Origin of the sequence: Pseudoalteromonas sp. MMG012, assembly GCF_018100875.1 — a bacterium.
Taxonomy (GTDB): domain Bacteria; phylum Pseudomonadota; class Gammaproteobacteria; order Enterobacterales; family Alteromonadaceae; genus Pseudoalteromonas; species Pseudoalteromonas aurantia.
Genome location: NZ_JAGJEF010000033.1, coordinates 32,341 through 48,879 on the forward strand (window position 1 = coordinate 32,341; position 16,539 = coordinate 48,879).

The window sequence follows — 16,539 nt, forward strand, 5'->3', positions numbered from 1 at the left end:
ACTAAATACTTACATTTTGTAAATACTAAGCATTAATTTTGCGTATATCACCTTGCTTGGTTATAGTGGTCACATCAGTAACTAATGTGGTCATAAAATCGTGCATGTACAAGAAATATCACAATTAAATCAAGAGCTTTTAAGGATGAAAGCTGCATACTCGGCAGCCCCATTTGCTGATTTGAATGACAGGGTTGCGTTACTTCAAACATTATTATCACGGTTGGTTAAAGCACAAGAGGCGTTTGTGAATGCAGCTGACCTTGATTTTAATGGTCGAACCGAATTTGACTCGAAAATTGGCGATATAATGCCAACCATCAATGGCTTAAAATATCAAATTAAGCATTTATCGAAATGGATGAAACCAGACAGACGCCGCTCTGGGTTAGCTATGTGGCCTTCAAAGGTGTGGGTACAACAAGTGCCAAAGGGAGTTGTGGGTGTGATAGCCCCTTGGAATTATCCCATTCAGTTGTCACTTTTACCGGTTTTCACAGCACTTGCAGCAGGTAATAGAGTGATGCTAAAGCTCAGCGAATTTACGCCACATGTGAATCAAGAAATTATCATGTTATTTGCAGACCTCACGGAGCATTGTATGATTATTGAAGGGGATCATACTGTTGCATCTGAGTTTTCGAGTTTGAATTTTGATCATTTATTTTTTACCGGCGCAACCAACATTGGAAAAAAAGTAATGATGTCGGCGGCAGAAAACTTAGTGCCCGTGACACTTGAACTTGGGGGGAAATCGCCGGTTATTGTTGCCGATGATGCAGATATGACATACACCGCCCAGAGTATTTTGTTGGGGAAACTGACAAATGCAGGACAAATATGTGTTGCGCCTGATTATGTGCTAGTGACTAAAAAGAACAAGAGTGCACTCATTGAAGCATTAAAAGAGCAATATTTATTACACTTTAGCGACGGTAAGCACGATAAGAAATTATCGAGCATTATTACTAAAAGGCAGTTTCAACGTTTGTGCGGTGTTTTAGATGATGCAATAAACAAAGGGGCAACAGTTTGGCCTGAAGTCAAAAATGATACTGACCAAACTGCACCATTTCGTATGGGGTTACATATTGTTACCGAGCCAACTGAAGATATGCATGTGTTGCAAGACGAAATATTCGGACCAATTTTACCCATCATTGAAGTTGATAGTATTGATGCAGCATTACAATACATAGAACTGTCTGAGCGTCCTTTGGCGAGTTATTTATTTACCGAGAATAAAACGCTGCAAGACTTGGTGTGTAAACGTCTGCGCACAGGAACGTTGGCAATCAATGAAACTATTTTGCAAGTGACGATTGAAGATATGCCGTTTGGTGGGATAGGCCATTCTGGAATGGGGCAGTATCATGCTAAAGAAGGCTTTCTGACCTTCAGTCATGGTAAAAGCATACTCGCCAGTGACAAAAAGTTACGCTTTAGAACGGCTTTGTTACTTAAGCAATCTAAGCTTTTGTTAGAGCCGATTAAGGCACTTTTCCTGAAATAAGTTTTGCGTCTATAATGTATTGAATATTCACTAAAAAGTGTGAAACAGTCAGTGAATATTCAACATTGTCATAACGCGTTTAGAATGTATAAGATTTTTGCTTTGGTCTTATCTCGGGTGCGTAAGTACCCTGTTGTATTCTTTGGTATATATCGTCTGCTATTTCAGTGGCCTTTTCAATTTGTGATGGAGACATCTGTTGCTCATCTAAATCTCGGCTTTTACTCGCGTCTCTACTGCCGTTATATTCGGCTATTAAATTCCAGATATATGATCTTTCAATATTTTTATCAGTACCAAGGCCTTGATAATAGAGTAACGCAAGATTGAATTGTGCTAAAGTATAGTTGTTAGAGGCCGCTCTTTCATACCAGTCCATCGCTGTATAATAGCTTTGCACAACACCATCTCCATTGGCATACATTACACCCAGGTTAAACTGTGCAGCTGATAGGTTTTTATTTGCAGCTTGTGTAAATAGCGTAATGGCTTTGTGCTTGTCTTGTTTAACTCCTTTTCCATCATCGTACATCACTGCCAGTGCAAACATGGCATCGGCACTGCCAAGTTCAATTGCATCATTAAAGAGTGAAGCAGCTTTACGTAGGTCTTTGTTTACGCCAAACCCACCTTGATACATTTTAGCTAACTCGTAGATACCAGGCGCGTAGTTCATATCTGTGAGGTAACGAAATTCTTTAAGTGCAATGTCAAACTGCCCTGAATTAGCAGCTTCAATGCCTTCTTCTAACCCTGCGATTGAAGTGTTAGTCCAACTAAATAGTGCGACGAACATTACAGACTTGATTTTAGCGTGCCACATAACGCTGTTCCTTAATAACCATTTTGTACAGTTTAAATCACTGATTAAGAAATACAATCATTACCTACAAGTAATACAAATCGACTGTGCGTCACGCTAAATAGAAGACCCATCAAGGAGTCATGTATGATGAGACATGCTCCACTTTAAATTAAGTTAATCAGAGGGTTGTTAATTTTCCAAGTCAATAAATTGTGGCGGCTCGAAAGGCTTTGCATATTTAAGGCGGCCTAAGGGTTTTGTCGAGTGATAGCTGTCGAGCCCAGAAACCGCGACGGTGCCCATCTTCTCCAGGTCGACAAACCCATCGGCACAAATTGAATCACATTCAATATGTACGTCTATGATTTCACCGACCACAAGCTCTGTTTTATTTATTTCCAGTGTTTGCACACAGCGTAATGCCAGCCCAATTTTTACACGACTTTGCTGCACATATGGGGCGGAAAAGTCGTTTAAATATTGTGAGGTAAGCTTAACTGCGTCGAATTCAGATTGGGTTTTATCGTAGCGAGCAGATGTCTGGTGTGCTGAAACAACAATATCAGTATTGACATGATTGATTGTGTAAAATTGGGTTTGTAGGATATTCTCAAGTGTGTGGCGAGGTACTGAATTGGGCCGTATTATCATACCCATTAAAGGTGGGTTTGCACCCAAATGAAATACTGAGCTGACAATTGCGAGGTTCTCATTCCCGTCTTCGTCAGCGGTGCCAATGAGGTTGGCACTTTTGAAACCTGACAGTGAATTGATCATTAGCGCTCGATAACGATCATCGAATTGTTGGATATCATGTTGGGAAAAATACATAGTATGTGCTCTTTTAAGGTTTAATGGGTATAGCTACCAGCTAATGGTATGCCCTTGCCAATCTATATAATCAACATCGCCATCTATAACACGAGTATCGATAACGTGAGATAATTGCTGTGCCACAAACATGGGTGTAAATAACTTTTCTTTTGGTACATTTTTTTGAAATGGTGCTGATAGGGGAGTATCAGTAGTACCTGGGTGAAATAACACTAACTTGGTTGTTTTTGCTCTACGTTTGAGTTCAATAGCGGCTGTTTTAACCATCATATTGAGAGCGGCCTTTGATGCGCGATAGCTATACCATCCACCAAGTTCATTTTCAGTGATACTGGCAACGCGTGCACTCAAGCAAGTAACAATGCATGGGTGGTTGATTTTACTTAAATGGGGGGCGAGATATTTGAGCCATAACAATGGTGTTGCTGCATTTGCTCTGAACAGCCAATCGAAATAGGCCAGTGAAAAGTCTTCAAGTTTTTTTTCCGGGGAAAACTCGCTGTTGTGGAGCTGCCCAGTAAAGATAGTGATGCTTTTCACAGACTTTAATATCTCTGAGAGTTGCTGCACTGTAGCCTCAATACTCTGTTCATCATAGGCGCACGTGATGTGGTGGTGATTTTCATCCTGTTTCACTAGGCTTTTTTGACTTAACGAATAAAGCGATGAATTAGGGTCTCTGTGCCGTTGGAGTTTTATAAAAGCCTGTGCAATGGCGGCAGAAGCGCCAATAACTATGTGGGTATCTTGCATCACTTTATCTCACACCGAGAGTGGTCACATTGATTTGGAAACAACCGTGTAGACAAATGAACTCTATGCTTGGCAAACAGTAGATAGGCTTTGTCTGCAACCCATTTTATGGGCGGCTTGCGTAGATATTGTAGCCATTTGAATTTACCGACTAGATGCCAAACGCGACAAGTTACATCAAGCCCCATCAAGAGTGTACCGTCGTTGTCGATACCATGCAGTATATCTAACGTGCTTTGTTTATTTAAGTGGCCATAGTGTCGTTCAAAAAAATCGCTGTGAACGTCAACAAATGTGATTCTATTGTTCGTATCGTGCTTTTTAAGGCTGTTCATTTCCCGTGAGCACAATGCGCATTGTCCATCGTAGAATACTATCATAATCGACCTTTTGTCATTTTTACATGAGGTAATACGCAGTGAAGGACATAATCGATCGATCGTATTTATCTTAAATCTCTGTATAGTGAAAAGTATGAAATGTAGACAAAGGATGTATGATGACTGAGCAATATCAAACACTTCGCGCTAACGTAAGTATGTTGGGTGAGCTACTAGGGCAAACAATAAAGCAGGCCCAAGGTCCTGCAATGCTGGATAAGGTTGAACAAATTAGGCAGCTATCTAAATCATCACGAGGTGGTAATGAGCAAGATAGAGCAAAGTTAATCGACACACTCCACTCTTTAAAAGACGATGAACTTCTGCCTGTTGCACGTGCGTTTAATCATTTTCTTAATTTGGCGAATGTTGCCGATCAATACCACACAACCTCAAAAAGCGGCGCGCCAGAAGGGGTGCTTCAACCGCTCAAAAAAACCTTGGCTACACTTGCCGACGATATAAAAGCAGGGACGTTAAATTTAAACACGGTCGCTGATACCATCGCAAATTTGAAAATGGACTTGGTATTAACTGCGCACCCAACCGAAGTAACTCGACGAACTATCATTAATAAGCATGTTGAGCTCAGCGATTGTCTTGCAGCTATGGATTTACATTGTTTGGCACCTGATGAACAAAGCTATTTAAGTAACCGAATTGAGCAATTGATTTGCCAAGCATGGCACACAAACGATATTCGCCAAAAAAGACCAACCCCATTAGATGAGGCTAAGTGGGGGTTTGCAGTAATTGAAAACAGTTTATGGCAAGCGGTACCAGATTTTATTAGGGAGTTTCATGCACAAACTAAGTCGCTGCTTGCTTTAGAGTTACCAAATTCGTTTGCGCCAATTAACTTTACATCATGGATGGGCGGAGATAGAGATGGAAACCCATTTGTCACGGCGCAAGTGACAGCAACCGTTTTGGATCATGGCCGATGGATGGCATTAGATTTGTACCGTCGTGACCTTGATAAACTCAGTGCCGAGCTGTCAATGTATCAGGCCAGTGATGCGCTTTTAAATATTGTAGGAAATGAGCCAGAACCCTACCGCTATTTACTCAAAGGATTAAAGGCAGACATTGCTGAAACCATTAATGCGTTAGAGAGCCGAATAAAACAGCAACCCAGTAAGTGCCAAGATATAGTGGTTGACTTGTCTCAATTAAAAACCCCATTGGAGTTGATATACCGGTCGCTGGTTGCATGCGATATGACAGTAATAGCTGATGGACTATTGCTTGATGTATTAAGGCGCCTAGAGTGTTTTGGTATTAATTTATGTAAGCTCGATATCAGGCAAGACTCAGCGCGTCACACTGAGGTTTTGAGTGAGTTAACGGGGTATTTAGGCCTAGGTCAATACGGTGATTGGAGTGAGCAATATAAGCAAGCATTTTTGTTAGCGGAGCTACATTCTCGGCGGCCTTTGATCCCCAAACATTGGCAGCCTAGCTCAAATGTGCAAGAAGTCTTGGATACTTTCGACGTGATAGCTAAGCAAGACCTGCAATCATTAGGTATTTATATTATTTCTATGGCGCGCGCTGCATCAGATGTGTTAGCTGTAGAGCTACTTTTACAAGAAGCGGGTTGCCGCTTTAAGCTTCCTGTTGCGCCTTTATTTGAGACTTTAAATGACCTTAATAATGGTGCTCAGGTGATGTCAGAGTTATTTAGTCATTCTTGGTATCGACAACATATTGACCGGTCACAACACGTAATGATTGGCTATTCTGATTCTGCGAAAGATGCAGGAATGATGGCCGCGGGCTGGGCCCAGTATAGCGCCATGGAGCAATTGGTATCTTTATGTGCAGATCAAGATATTGAGTTAATCTTGTTCCATGGTCGCGGAGGCACGATTGGCCGAGGCGGCGCACCTGCGGCTCAAGCACTTCGATCTCAACCCCCAGGTTCACTCAAGAATGGTTTACGGGTGACAGAACAAGGCGAAATGATCCGCTTTAAATTTGGTTTGCCTAAGGTTGCATTGCAAAGCTTCGCACTATACAGCTCAGCAATTATTGAGAGTAATTTATTACCACCTCCTGCACCAAAGGCGCATTGGCGAGAAGTTATGGAGACTATTTCCGTTAATTCTTGTCAGCATTATCGGTCAATAGTGAGAGAAAATCCGCAATTTGTACCGTATTTTAGAATGGCCACACCGGAGGTAGAACTCGCTAAATTACCGCTTGGTTCTAGACCTGCAAAACGCAATCCGCAAGGCGGAGTCGAGAGTTTACGTGCGATCCCATGGATTTTCGCGTGGAGTCAAAATCGTCTGATGTTGCCAGCATGGCTTGGTGCACTGCAGGGGTTGGGTGCGGCACTTGACCAGTTTGGTGAAAGTGAACTTCATACTATGAGCGAACAATGGCCATTTTTTAGAACTCGATTAGAAATGCTGGAAATGGTTTTTTGTAAAGCAGATAGCTGGTTAAGTGAGCATTACGAACAAGGTTTAGTATCGCCTGAGTATCATGACCTTGGCAAACAATTAAGAACGGAGCTAATGCAGGTTAAGTCTTTGGTCGAACGTCTTGCCCCTAAGTCGACGCTGCTGTCTGCACAGCCTTGGATCAAAGAGTCAATCGCATTGCGTAATCCTTATACGGACCCGTTGAATGTATTGCAGGTAGAGTTGCTTAATAGGGCGCGCTCAAATCAAAGTGAAGACATTGATAATGCGCTGATGATCACCATGACAGGGATAGCAGCCGGCATGCGAAATACAGGTTAGATCTGAGATAAAAGCAGCTAAGTATATTTTAACAAATTGTTCCCTATTTGACTAAAAACCAACCCGAAAGGGTTGGTTTTTGTTTTTAATTTAGTTTATTTATACTAAATTTATTGACATTACTTCTCATTTTCATAAGAATTCCTTTCTGGTTAAACCAGTTGTCTATTTTTTGTATAAAACCAATGCTGGTGTTTATATGAACTTTTGTATATTGAGGTCCAATGTCTACACTTTCCACAAGCATTACTTATGATGAAACAACATCTTTGGTAATGATGACACTCAGAGGTATAGCAAGTGCACAGGATGTGGTTGATGTTTATCAAATAGCGAATGGATACGCCAAAACGCATAACAGTTCAAAAATCTTGGTTGATGTCAGTGAGCTAGAACATCGTTTTGCTGCGATTGATATTGTTAATATCATGCCAAAAATAGCACACTATCTTACCGATTTGCATATTGCGCGAGTGGTCGGGTTCGAAGGGTATATGCATGATTTGTTTTTACTTAAAGCAAAGCGCTTTAATGTACGCGCAGAAAATTTCGAATGTTTTAAATCTGCAAAGCAGTGGTTGTGTAATACTTAATTAGTGCTTAAACTATGCTGCCATTGGTTTACGATGAATACATAATGGCAGTATTAACTCCGCATCAAATAGAAAACTTACAAGAACAAGCGAAACAATCGCGCGGTCACTTATCACATTTAATTATCTCTGACCTGCTCACGACATTTCATTGCGATATTGAAACGTTATTGAAAACACTATTACCTGTTGCCGCATCTTTTTCTCAAGCACCCATATCTCAGTTTAACGTGGGAGCGATAGCGTATGATGAGAAAACTGGGAGTGCGTATTTAGGTGCTAACCTAGAATTTACCCATCAGGCGTTAAATCAAGCTGTTCATGCAGAACAGGCAGCCATTAATAATGCATGGTTAAATGGGGCTCGTTCAGTCTCCTTGATTGCGATTACCGATGCTCCGTGTGGTCATTGTCGCCAATTCATGAATGAAATAGCGGGTGCCGAGTCTCTTAGGGTTCTGTTACCAACACAAGAGACTGATTTAAAAGCACTGTTACCAAGCTCTTTTGGCCCCTTAGATTTGGGTAATAGTTGTCGCTTGCTGGATAGCAATACCGGAAATGCTACTTCAACGTCAGAGGTGCTGAGTTCAATGCTGAGAGAGCAACTTTCGTTGGCATACGCACCTTATTCAAAAAATGCCGCCGCGGTCGAAGTGGTCACAGTTGCACATGGCACTTTTTATGGCAGATACGCAGAGAATGCGGCTTATAATCCAAGCTTATCGCCAATGCAAAGTGCGTTAAGCCAACTTGCATTAGCCGGTTTAACTATTGATGATGTTGAATTGGAGTCTGTGACGTTAGTAGAGTCAAAAAATGGCTTTAATCAAAAGGCCGTGGCACAAGCGGTACTTGATAGTTATGTGGCAGACATAACACTTCAGCATGTTTTAGTTTAGGGCTGAGGTAGAAAACCGCGTCATATTAAACAACAAAAAAGGGGCAATATTGCCCCTGAATCTATGAATGACTGTACTAATTACAATAAACTTGCAGCTGCTGAAATGACCACTGCAACGGCATTTTTTTCAATTTCACCATGATCAACGTTAGGGATCTCTTGACGTGTACGATTCACAAGTACACCAGCAACACAGGCAGCCTTGAGTCCAAGTGCGGCACACATAGTGAATAATGTGGCTGACTCCATTTCATAGTTCATGACGTTGAGCTTTTGCCATTGCTCAAAAGTGCCTTGGAAGTCTTTGGCAACATAACCTGAGTAAGTATCATATCGCTCTTGTCCTGGGTAAAACGTATCACTAGAAGCGGTGATACCAACATGGTGCGTTACGCCTAAAGACTCACAAGCTTTAACCATTGCTTGTGTACAATGAAAATCAGACACAGCAGGATAGCTAAGTGGTGCAAAATGCTGGCTTGCACCATCTAAACGCACAGATGCGGTACTGACCAGTAAATCACCTTCATTGATATGCGGCTGAATTGCGCCAGTTGTCCCGATGCGTAAGAAAGTAGTGATGCCTAGCTGAGCAAGTTCCTCAATAGCAATTGACGTTGAAGGGCCGCCAATACCAGTTGAACAAACAATGACGGTTTTATCTTTTAGTTTTGCTGAATAGACATGAAACTCGCGAGTCTGTGCTAGACATTTTGGAGACTCCATTTTTTCTGCGATGCGCTTAGCGCGTTCTGGATCGCCCGGGACTATTGCTAACGTAGCACCTTCTAAAGCGGCTTTGTCTAGTCCTAAATGAAATACCTTGTCCATAGTAAACCTTATTTTTGTGTAAAGCGTAATACTTAATAGTTATGAGTTAAAAGTACAGGACAGATGTCCGAATGTTTTATTCAGAATAGGGTATTGGCTTGCAACTTTAAAGTTGTTCTTCTAAACCTTAAGTAATGCAACTATGAGGAAGAGTTATGCCTGCATCACCGTCACTAGATAAAAACACCGAATTTGCTCGTTGTCTTGAAAGCAATAAAATCGCTGCATTAGCGCCTTTTCATTGGCTGGCTTTGGCGTTTAAAGACATCTCTCGGGCACCCATTTTAAGTCTCATTTATGGACTGGTCTTCACAATTATCCCAGCAAGTATTATGTACCTAGTGTATGAAGCTGGTACACATTTAGTCATACTTCCAGCAGCGGTTGCGTTTGCACTTATTGGCCCAGCGTTTGCTTCGGGTTTATACGACGTGGCATGGGAGCTTGAGAAAGGGCACAAACCAACATTAGGACATAGTTTACATTCTATGTTTAGAAACCCAGCAGGAGAATGGGGGTTTGCGGTTCTTCTAATGGTGATAATGATTGTTTGGATGCGTTTGGCAGCGTTAATACATGCGTTGTATCCCAACGTACCTAATCCGACCTTTGAGCAATTGTCGGCATTCCTCACTCTGGGAAGTATTGTGGGTGGTTTGTTAATGGCGGCAGTTTTTGCAATCTCCGCATTTACCCCTCAAATAATGATGGAGCGCCGCGTTGATATCATGACAGCGGTGATCTCCTCGATTCACGCGGTAAAAGTGAATGCGCCCGCAATGTTTGTTTGGGGCGCGTTGATAGTCACCTTAGTATTGCTTGGCTTTGCAACCGGCACTGCTGGGTTTATTGTGATTATGCCGCTATTGAGTTATGCAAGCTGGCATGGCTATATTGCCATTATTAAAACCAAAAAAGCGCGAGGGTACGAATAACACGTAACTATGCACCCTCAATGCATATAAAACCATAGCGCGTACTGAAGCGAGTAGCGCTATGGTTGACTTTCCTTATTGGCATGTTATATCTCTCGACTAAAGCATAAATAGCAAGATTGCGGCACCAATTAGCGATCACTTAATTCAAGTAATTCTTTGATTTAAATTGATATTACTAGAAAGTAATTTGGGTGTGATCGACTCATACAGCCGTAACAATATGCACATGCGTAAATAGCGAAATATATGGCTATTCGCATGAATATGCAAAAATAAGCTACCCGGAGGACAATATGACTAACCCAAAACAACAACTTCAAGAAAAACTAGAGCATTGTTTGTGCCCACCAGGCGACGGAGTATTTACCGTTAATACAGCTAAGGAACGCAAAGACGCGCTACGAACTAAGTTATATGGGCAAACTGACGGTGTAGATGAAATTTGGAAACAATCATTAAAGACCATTGATTCTTCTGTGCACAAAGCGGCAATTTTAGGTATTGCATCAGATTGTGGCGGCGGCATATTGCGCGGTGCAAATTGGGGGCCTTTATTTTTACGTTCAACCTTAATTGAGCAGCACCCCCATATTAGCGCGTTCGATCTAGGTGACGTACGGGTGATCCCGCACTTATTACACGATAAGTATTTAAATGAAGCGACTATCAGCAACTGCCAGAAAGCGCTTTATCAAAACCCAAACAGTGACTATTACGTGTCACCTTTGTCAATTACAGAAGATGTATGCGATGGTTTTTATCAGCAGCATCCAGATAAAGGGATATTTGGTATTGGCGGCGACCACTCAATCAGTTACCCATTAACTAAGTCGTACTTAAAAGCTAAGCGTGATGCAGGAAAGCGTACGGCGATCATCCATTTTGATGCCCATACAGACTTGCTAGTGGAGCGTTTAGGTATTGATTTGTGCTTTGGCTCGTGGTGCACACATGTACTTGAGTATTTACCTGCACCACATCATTTAATCCAATTTGGTATTCGCTCCAGTGGTAAAGACAAATCTCATTGGGAAAATACATTTGGTGTTAAACAACATTGGGCACATGAAATTCGTGAACAAGGTCCTGCCGCGATAGTTGCACAAGTTATTGCACAGCTAAAAGCAGATAATGTCGATGAGCTATATGTTAGTTTTGATATTGACGCATTAGATGAAGAGTTTGCATCAGCGACTGGTACTCCTGAAGGGAATGGGATGACCCCAGATGAAGCACTTGAAATTTTAGCTGCGTTACGCGCTGAGTTTCCAATAACAGGTGCCGATATGATGGAAATCGCGCCATTTACCGACAGTTCGTTGGTTGGCCAAACAAGTTCAGAAACCACGTTACGAGAAGGTGCGAAGCTTTCAGCATTTTTAATTGATGCAATGAATAATAGCTAAAATTATAATCAGACGGAGTGCCTGCTCCGTCTTTTCATGCACTACTCCTACCTAATTGTATTTAAATAGCAATGTTAAGTAAAACATTGACCATTCTAACGCGTTAAATAGCGGAATTAATTGCGTCAAAATAATGTATATAAAATAACGACATTCTGAAATTCTTGCCTCGGTACGACGCTGTTTGCTTGCCGATTTATCTGTGCTTTTATTTCAAACAATGTGCATAACAATTGTAACAGGCTTTATCATCTTTAGCTTATACGCTATATTTTTCTGTAAGTTAACAAAGAAGCACAATACATGTATATAGGATTTGTACTGCTACTGAGCGTGTTTACAGGGAGCGCTTTTGCACAAAAATTGAGTATTGTAACGGAAGATTTCCCTCTATTTCAGTATTATAAAAATGGCCAGCTAGTTGGGGAAGCCGTTGATAAAGTTCAAGCCGTGCTTAGACAAGCCGAAGTGGATTATACAATCCATGTGAATCGATGGTCAGTGTCATACACCGCTGCGCTGCGCGATGCGAATACCTGTATATTTTCAATGGGTCGGTCACATACTCGTGAAAAATTGTTTACCTGGGTGTTTCCTATTTCTAAATTTACTACGTCATTTTATGGGCTGAAGTCAGAGAATATTAAAATTCAGACTCTGGGTGATGCAAAGCAGTATAAAACAGGTGTGATCCGCAATAATTATAGTCACCAATACCTTAAAATGAGAGGCTTTAAAGAAGATCAGCAGCTTATCATGTTATCAAGTTTTGACCGGGTGTTTGAACTGCTTGAAGCGCGGCGAGGGCTCCTTGACTTGGTTATCTTAAATGACGCACAATTTGACTACCGCGCATTAACCGACCCCTTTACCGTGCAGCTTGAAAAGGTGTATACACTAGAAAATAGTGGGGCACAGTTATATTTTGCATGTAATAAACAGGTGCCCAAGCCACTTATCAATAAAATGAGTAGTGCTTATAAAGCATTGCTTCACGATTCATCACTTTTTAATTGATGGCCATGTGAAACTATGAAACGTATCTAAGTATAGTTGCTCAACTTTGTCTCTGGCCCACGGTGTTTTTCTTAAAAACTTAAGGCTCGATTTAATACTTGGATCATGTGTGAAGCATCGAATGTCAACCGCTTCACCCATAGCGCGCCAACCCAACTGATCTTCGAGTTTGATTAATATATCTTCTAGTTTAATGCCATGAAGTGGATTTTTTGGCTGCTCTTGGCTCATGATTACCCTAATTTTCAAATCGGTTATTTTACGCGAATAGTACGTTCAGGGTCTAGCTTTATTGGTACACCCGATGCATCGGCTTTTACCCATACGACTCGACTATTGGCTTGCTTTGGATGTTTATTGCTGCAGGCAAACAGCATATCAAACTGTTTGATAAGCGCCCCTTCACTGTACTTTTGGCCTTGATACCAACACACATTTAAGGGTTCATCGATAAAAACGGTATTTTTATGATTTTTATCAAATGCCATACTGTGGGTTGTGGTTAGTATGAAGCATAAGTTGGTGGTTAAAGTTAAAATTCTCATGGCATAACTCCCAGATTTGTCTAATCTTACTATGATTGTAGATAAGATCTTAATTGTGTGAGTAATATTACAACGATTAATCACCTTTCAGATAAGATTAAAAACAAAATAAGAGGGAATCACAATGGCTTTTGATCAAAATATGATGGCAGAGCTGACCTTATTAGCTAAATTTCCGAGAAACAGTATGCATCAAGGTATTAAGCTCCATAAGTCGGCCGAGCCCAGTCTTAAAGATGCGGCAGAACGACTATTTAATAAAGGGGTGATTGATAGCCCTGATGGCGGGTATTTAACAGATTTGGGATTAGACTTAGTAGTGCACCTTGATCAGGTGCACTGTGCACTACAATAAGTCATTACTTAGGAGTAAGCTTAGGCATTAGTACCATTCATTATTGCGCGTCAGGTTGATTCTCTGGCGCTGCATCGATAAAGGCAGGTAATGTGTTGCAACGCGCATAAATCGCTGAGATTTTTGGGTATTGCGACATATCTACTTTAAAACGCAGTGCATTGAACACTTGTGGTACTAGGCAAATGTCTGCCAGTGATGGCTCAGATCCAAAGCAATAATCGTGATCACCCAGTAGTGATTCCAGACGGTTAAATCCTTCGATTACCCAATGACGATACCAGGTGTTTTTTTGCTCATCATCTACATTTAACTCACCACTTAAATATTTCAACACCCGTAAGTTATCGATAGGGTGTATATCGCTTGCGATGGCATAACAAAAACTACGTACTTGGGCTTTTTCCCAGCTATCAGCAGGTAATAGCGGGGTATCAGGGTGTGTTTCTTCTAGCCATTCTAAAATTGCCAAAGATTGTGCTAACACACCGTGTTCAGTTTCCAGAGCTGGCAGCAACCCTTGGGGGTTTTTCTCGGTATATGGCGCAGCTTGCTGCTCTGACTTCAATAAATTAACGCCAGACAATTCGTGCGAAATATTTTTTAAATTCAGTGCAATACGCACTCGATATGCCGCTGACGAGCGGAAGTAAGTATAGAGTTTCATAGTTGTTCCTTAATCACGACAAAGGCACTATATCAGTGCCTTGTTAAGTATTAGTGTATCGGCTGGTTATTCGCCTTTGTAGTACTTTTTGATGTTTTTCCAGCATTCTGCGTAATTAGGCTGGCGCTCTTTTCCTTCCAGTGCATATTTTGTTGGCGATATGATATATCGAGATTCAAACATAAATGCCAAGGTATTGTCATAACGCTGTGGTTTAAGATCAGCATTTGAGGCTTTCTCAAATACATCAGCTTCAGGCCCATGCGGAGACATACAGTTATGCAAACTCATACCACCTGGTACAAAGCCGTGTTCTTTCGCGTCATAAACCCCCTCAATGAGGCCCATGAATTCACTCATAATATTGCGATGATAATACGGCGGACGGAACGTATTTTCTGCTACCATCCAACGTGGTGGAAAAATAACAAAGTCGACGTTGGCAACACCTTCCGTGCCTGATGGCGAGGTAAGTACGGTAAATATTGACGGATCAGGGTGATCAAAGCTAACTGTATTCATCACATTAAAGCGCGATAAGTCATATTTGTATGGGGCACTGTTACCGGTCCAAGCAACCACATCAAATGGTGAATGGCCAATATCACAACGGAACAGGTTACCGTTAAATTTAGCAACTAATTCAAAGTCGCCTTCCTTATCTTCAAAGGCGGCAACGGGATACTGAAAGTCTCGCTCGTTGGTATAGCCATTAGCGCCAACAGGACCACGTTCAGGCAACACCATTGGATGACCGTAATTTTCGCAGATGAAACCACGTGCTTCATCATTTAATAACTCAACGTTAAATTTAATGCCGCGTGGAATAACCGCAATTTCACCAGGCTTAATGGTTAACTTGCCGCACTCAGTGTGAAGCAGTAACTCGCCTTGCTGCGGTACAAAAAGCATTTCGCCGTCTGCATTATAAAAATACCGGTCTGTCATCGATTTGTTGATCACGTATACGTGAATGCCAATGCCGGTTTGGCCGTTCGCACTGCCATTGGCGGCCATGGTGACTAAGCCATCAACAAAGTCTGTTTGTTCTTTTGGAATATCGACTGGGTTCCACCGTAACATAGTTGGCGGCGTCGGGATTTCTGTGATCGGTGCTGTGCGCAATAATCCGTTATCGAGCGGCTGGTAACCACCTTGTACAACAGAAGGGCGAATACGGTAGAACCAATTTCTACGGTTGTCGGCACGAGGGGCGGTAAAAGCGGTGGTGTTATATTGCTCAGCGTATAGATCGTATTTTATTTTTTGTGGCGAAAACTGACCAATTGGTAAAGCACCCGGTAAAGCTTCAGACTCAAATTGATTGCCAAAACCGGTTAAGTATTGATACTCGTGATTCATTCGTTCGACTCCAGTAGGTTTTCATGTAAGATACTCTCACGTGAGAGTAATATCAAGTGTCTATAGCAATTTTTTTTGTATATAATTGTTTACGTAAATTGCTGTATTCAAAGTTGAGTTAGATGTCATTAAAAATAGAAGAGTTTTTACCCTATAGATTGGTAAAATTAGCGAACAAGGTCAGCCATGCATTCTCTGTAGTTTATTTTGAAGAGGCTGGGTTAAGCATGCCGCAATGGCGCGCAGTTGCACATTTGGCACAACGAGAAACATGTTCTGCTAAAACGTTATGTGATTTAACCGAAATAGATAAGTCCACCATGTCTCGTGCAGTCAAACAGCTCACTGATAAAGGCTTCATTGAATTGTGTACAGATGCTAATGATAAGAGAGCAAAATTGCTGAGTTTAACGAGTGAGGGAAAAGCGTTATTCAACCAGTTATCTGAAAAAGCTCAGCAGTGGGAAAGTGATGTATTGGCCAGTTTATCGCACACTGAAAGAGATACCTTACTCAGCGTGATAAGTAAGGTAGAGCAACAAGTTGATAAAGGGTAGTGCATTACGTCAAAGGAGACTTCACAAAGCACAGTGGTGAGTACTTAGCATATTGTTGATACTCAGAGATAAAAAAGAACCGAAAAGCATATCTGTGAGTTAGCAAGTATGGACTGGTCGACCCTATCTACGGCGATTGGTTGAATCGATAAAGCCATACCAGAGGTAAGCGCTTTAGCGGCGGGAAACTGGCTTAGGGTTTGGATTGTATAAAGACACAACACCAAAAGTCTTCGAGTAGAAAACTGAACTGGTGTTATGTTTTTGAGGCAATGATCCAAAGTAATTAAATATACTCATTGTAAATCTGTTGGCTTACGTGGCTA

At 41.5% G+C, this 16,539-nt stretch carries 18 protein-coding genes; 9 read left to right on the forward strand and 9 right to left on the reverse strand.

Annotated features, from left to right (window positions below; genetic code table 11):
• The first annotated feature begins 145 nt into the window (after window positions 1–145).
• The gene (locus tag J8L97_RS12380; RefSeq protein ID WP_211050108.1) at window positions 146–1,513 is read left to right on the forward strand and encodes an aldehyde dehydrogenase family protein; all 1,368 of its coding nucleotides are present in this window, start codon (window positions 146–148) and stop codon (window positions 1,511–1,513) included.
• 79 nt (window positions 1,514–1,592) lie between these two features.
• Here the strand turns inward: J8L97_RS12380 and J8L97_RS12385 are convergent, their stop codons facing one another.
• From J8L97_RS12385 to J8L97_RS12400, 4 genes are all read right to left on the reverse strand, one after another.
• Window positions 1,593–2,336 carry a tetratricopeptide repeat protein gene (locus tag J8L97_RS12385; RefSeq protein WP_211050110.1) on the reverse strand — a complete coding sequence of 248 codons (744 nt, stop codon included), beginning with the start codon at window positions 2,334–2,336 and terminating at the stop codon, window positions 1,593–1,595.
• A gap of 171 nt (window positions 2,337–2,507) precedes the next feature.
• Window positions 2,508–3,149, reverse strand: coding sequence for a flavin reductase family protein (locus J8L97_RS12390; RefSeq protein ID WP_211050112.1), 642 nt, complete (start codon window positions 3,147–3,149; stop codon window positions 2,508–2,510).
• Window positions 3,150–3,182: 33 nt separating this feature from the next.
• The gene (locus J8L97_RS12395) at window positions 3,183–3,905 is read right to left on the reverse strand and encodes an SDR family NAD(P)-dependent oxidoreductase (RefSeq protein WP_211050114.1); all 723 of its coding nucleotides are present in this window, start codon (window positions 3,903–3,905) and stop codon (window positions 3,183–3,185) included.
• Entirely contained in the window at window positions 3,905–4,285 is a 381-nt protein-coding gene (locus J8L97_RS12400; protein WP_211050116.1) for a thiol-disulfide oxidoreductase DCC family protein, read from the reverse strand. Before J8L97_RS12400 ends, J8L97_RS12395 begins: the two co-directional genes overlap by 1 nt.
• Before the next feature lie 119 nt (window positions 4,286–4,404).
• Here J8L97_RS12400 and ppc point away from each other — a divergent pair, with 119 nt between their 5' ends.
• The 3 genes from ppc to cdd all read left to right on the forward strand — a co-directional run bounded on the left by ppc (window position 4,405) and on the right by cdd (window position 8,533).
• Window positions 4,405–7,038: a phosphoenolpyruvate carboxylase gene (gene ppc, locus J8L97_RS12405; RefSeq protein WP_211050118.1), complete on the forward strand. Its 2,634-nt coding sequence runs from the start codon at window positions 4,405–4,407 to the stop codon at window positions 7,036–7,038.
• 224 nt (window positions 7,039–7,262) lie between these two features.
• Window positions 7,263–7,631 (forward strand): hypothetical protein, encoded by a 369-nt coding sequence (locus J8L97_RS12410; RefSeq protein WP_192510063.1) that lies wholly within the window; start codon window positions 7,263–7,265, stop codon window positions 7,629–7,631.
• A gap of 44 nt (window positions 7,632–7,675) precedes the next feature.
• Window positions 7,676–8,533 carry a cytidine deaminase gene (gene cdd / locus J8L97_RS12415; protein ID WP_211050119.1) on the forward strand — a complete coding sequence of 286 codons (858 nt, stop codon included), beginning with the start codon at window positions 7,676–7,678 and terminating at the stop codon, window positions 8,531–8,533.
• 80 nt (window positions 8,534–8,613) lie between these two features.
• On the opposite strand, the gene udp is transcribed toward cdd, so the two are convergent.
• A complete protein-coding gene (udp, locus tag J8L97_RS12420; protein ID WP_211050120.1) occupies window positions 8,614–9,366 on the reverse strand; it encodes a uridine phosphorylase in 753 nt (250 codons plus the stop codon).
• 155 nt (window positions 9,367–9,521) lie between these two features.
• On the opposite strand from udp, the gene J8L97_RS12425 reads away from it, so the two are divergent.
• From J8L97_RS12425 to J8L97_RS12435, 3 genes are all read left to right on the forward strand, one after another.
• Window positions 9,522–10,301, forward strand: coding sequence for a DUF2189 domain-containing protein (locus J8L97_RS12425; RefSeq protein ID WP_210994803.1), 780 nt, complete (start codon window positions 9,522–9,524; stop codon window positions 10,299–10,301).
• Between the two features lie 296 nt (window positions 10,302–10,597).
• Window positions 10,598–11,710 (forward strand): arginase family protein, encoded by a 1,113-nt coding sequence (locus tag J8L97_RS12430; protein ID WP_211050121.1) that lies wholly within the window; start codon window positions 10,598–10,600, stop codon window positions 11,708–11,710.
• A 303-nt stretch (window positions 11,711–12,013) separates the two neighbouring features.
• Window positions 12,014–12,727, forward strand: coding sequence for an ABC transporter substrate-binding protein (locus tag J8L97_RS12435; protein ID WP_211050122.1), 714 nt, complete (start codon window positions 12,014–12,016; stop codon window positions 12,725–12,727).
• On the opposite strand, the gene J8L97_RS12440 is transcribed toward J8L97_RS12435, so the two are convergent.
• Window positions 12,713–12,958 (reverse strand): VF530 family DNA-binding protein, encoded by a 246-nt coding sequence (locus J8L97_RS12440; protein ID WP_211050123.1) that lies wholly within the window; start codon window positions 12,956–12,958, stop codon window positions 12,713–12,715. The two genes, J8L97_RS12435 and J8L97_RS12440, sit on opposite strands and share 15 nt — an antisense overlap.
• A gap of 23 nt (window positions 12,959–12,981) precedes the next feature.
• On the reverse strand, window positions 12,982–13,272 hold the full coding sequence (locus J8L97_RS12445) for a DUF1496 domain-containing protein (RefSeq protein WP_211050124.1): 291 nt from the start codon (window positions 13,270–13,272) through the stop codon (window positions 12,982–12,984).
• Window positions 13,273–13,396: 124 nt separating this feature from the next.
• Here J8L97_RS12445 and J8L97_RS12450 point away from each other — a divergent pair, with 124 nt between their 5' ends.
• Window positions 13,397–13,627 (forward strand): TIGR02647 family protein, encoded by a 231-nt coding sequence (locus J8L97_RS12450; RefSeq protein ID WP_192510071.1) that lies wholly within the window; start codon window positions 13,397–13,399, stop codon window positions 13,625–13,627.
• Between the two features lie 40 nt (window positions 13,628–13,667).
• On the opposite strand, the gene maiA is transcribed toward J8L97_RS12450, so the two are convergent.
• Both maiA and hmgA read right to left on the reverse strand, forming a co-directional pair.
• Entirely contained in the window at window positions 13,668–14,294 is a 627-nt protein-coding gene (maiA, locus tag J8L97_RS12455) for a maleylacetoacetate isomerase (protein ID WP_211050126.1), read from the reverse strand.
• Between the two features lie 66 nt (window positions 14,295–14,360).
• Window positions 14,361–15,656: a homogentisate 1,2-dioxygenase gene (hmgA, locus tag J8L97_RS12460; RefSeq protein WP_211050128.1), complete on the reverse strand. Its 1,296-nt coding sequence runs from the start codon at window positions 15,654–15,656 to the stop codon at window positions 14,361–14,363.
• 122 nt (window positions 15,657–15,778) lie between these two features.
• On the opposite strand from hmgA, the gene J8L97_RS12465 reads away from it, so the two are divergent.
• Window positions 15,779–16,213 (forward strand): MarR family winged helix-turn-helix transcriptional regulator, encoded by a 435-nt coding sequence (locus J8L97_RS12465; RefSeq protein ID WP_211050130.1) that lies wholly within the window; start codon window positions 15,779–15,781, stop codon window positions 16,211–16,213.
• Window positions 16,214–16,539 lie beyond the last annotated feature (326 nt).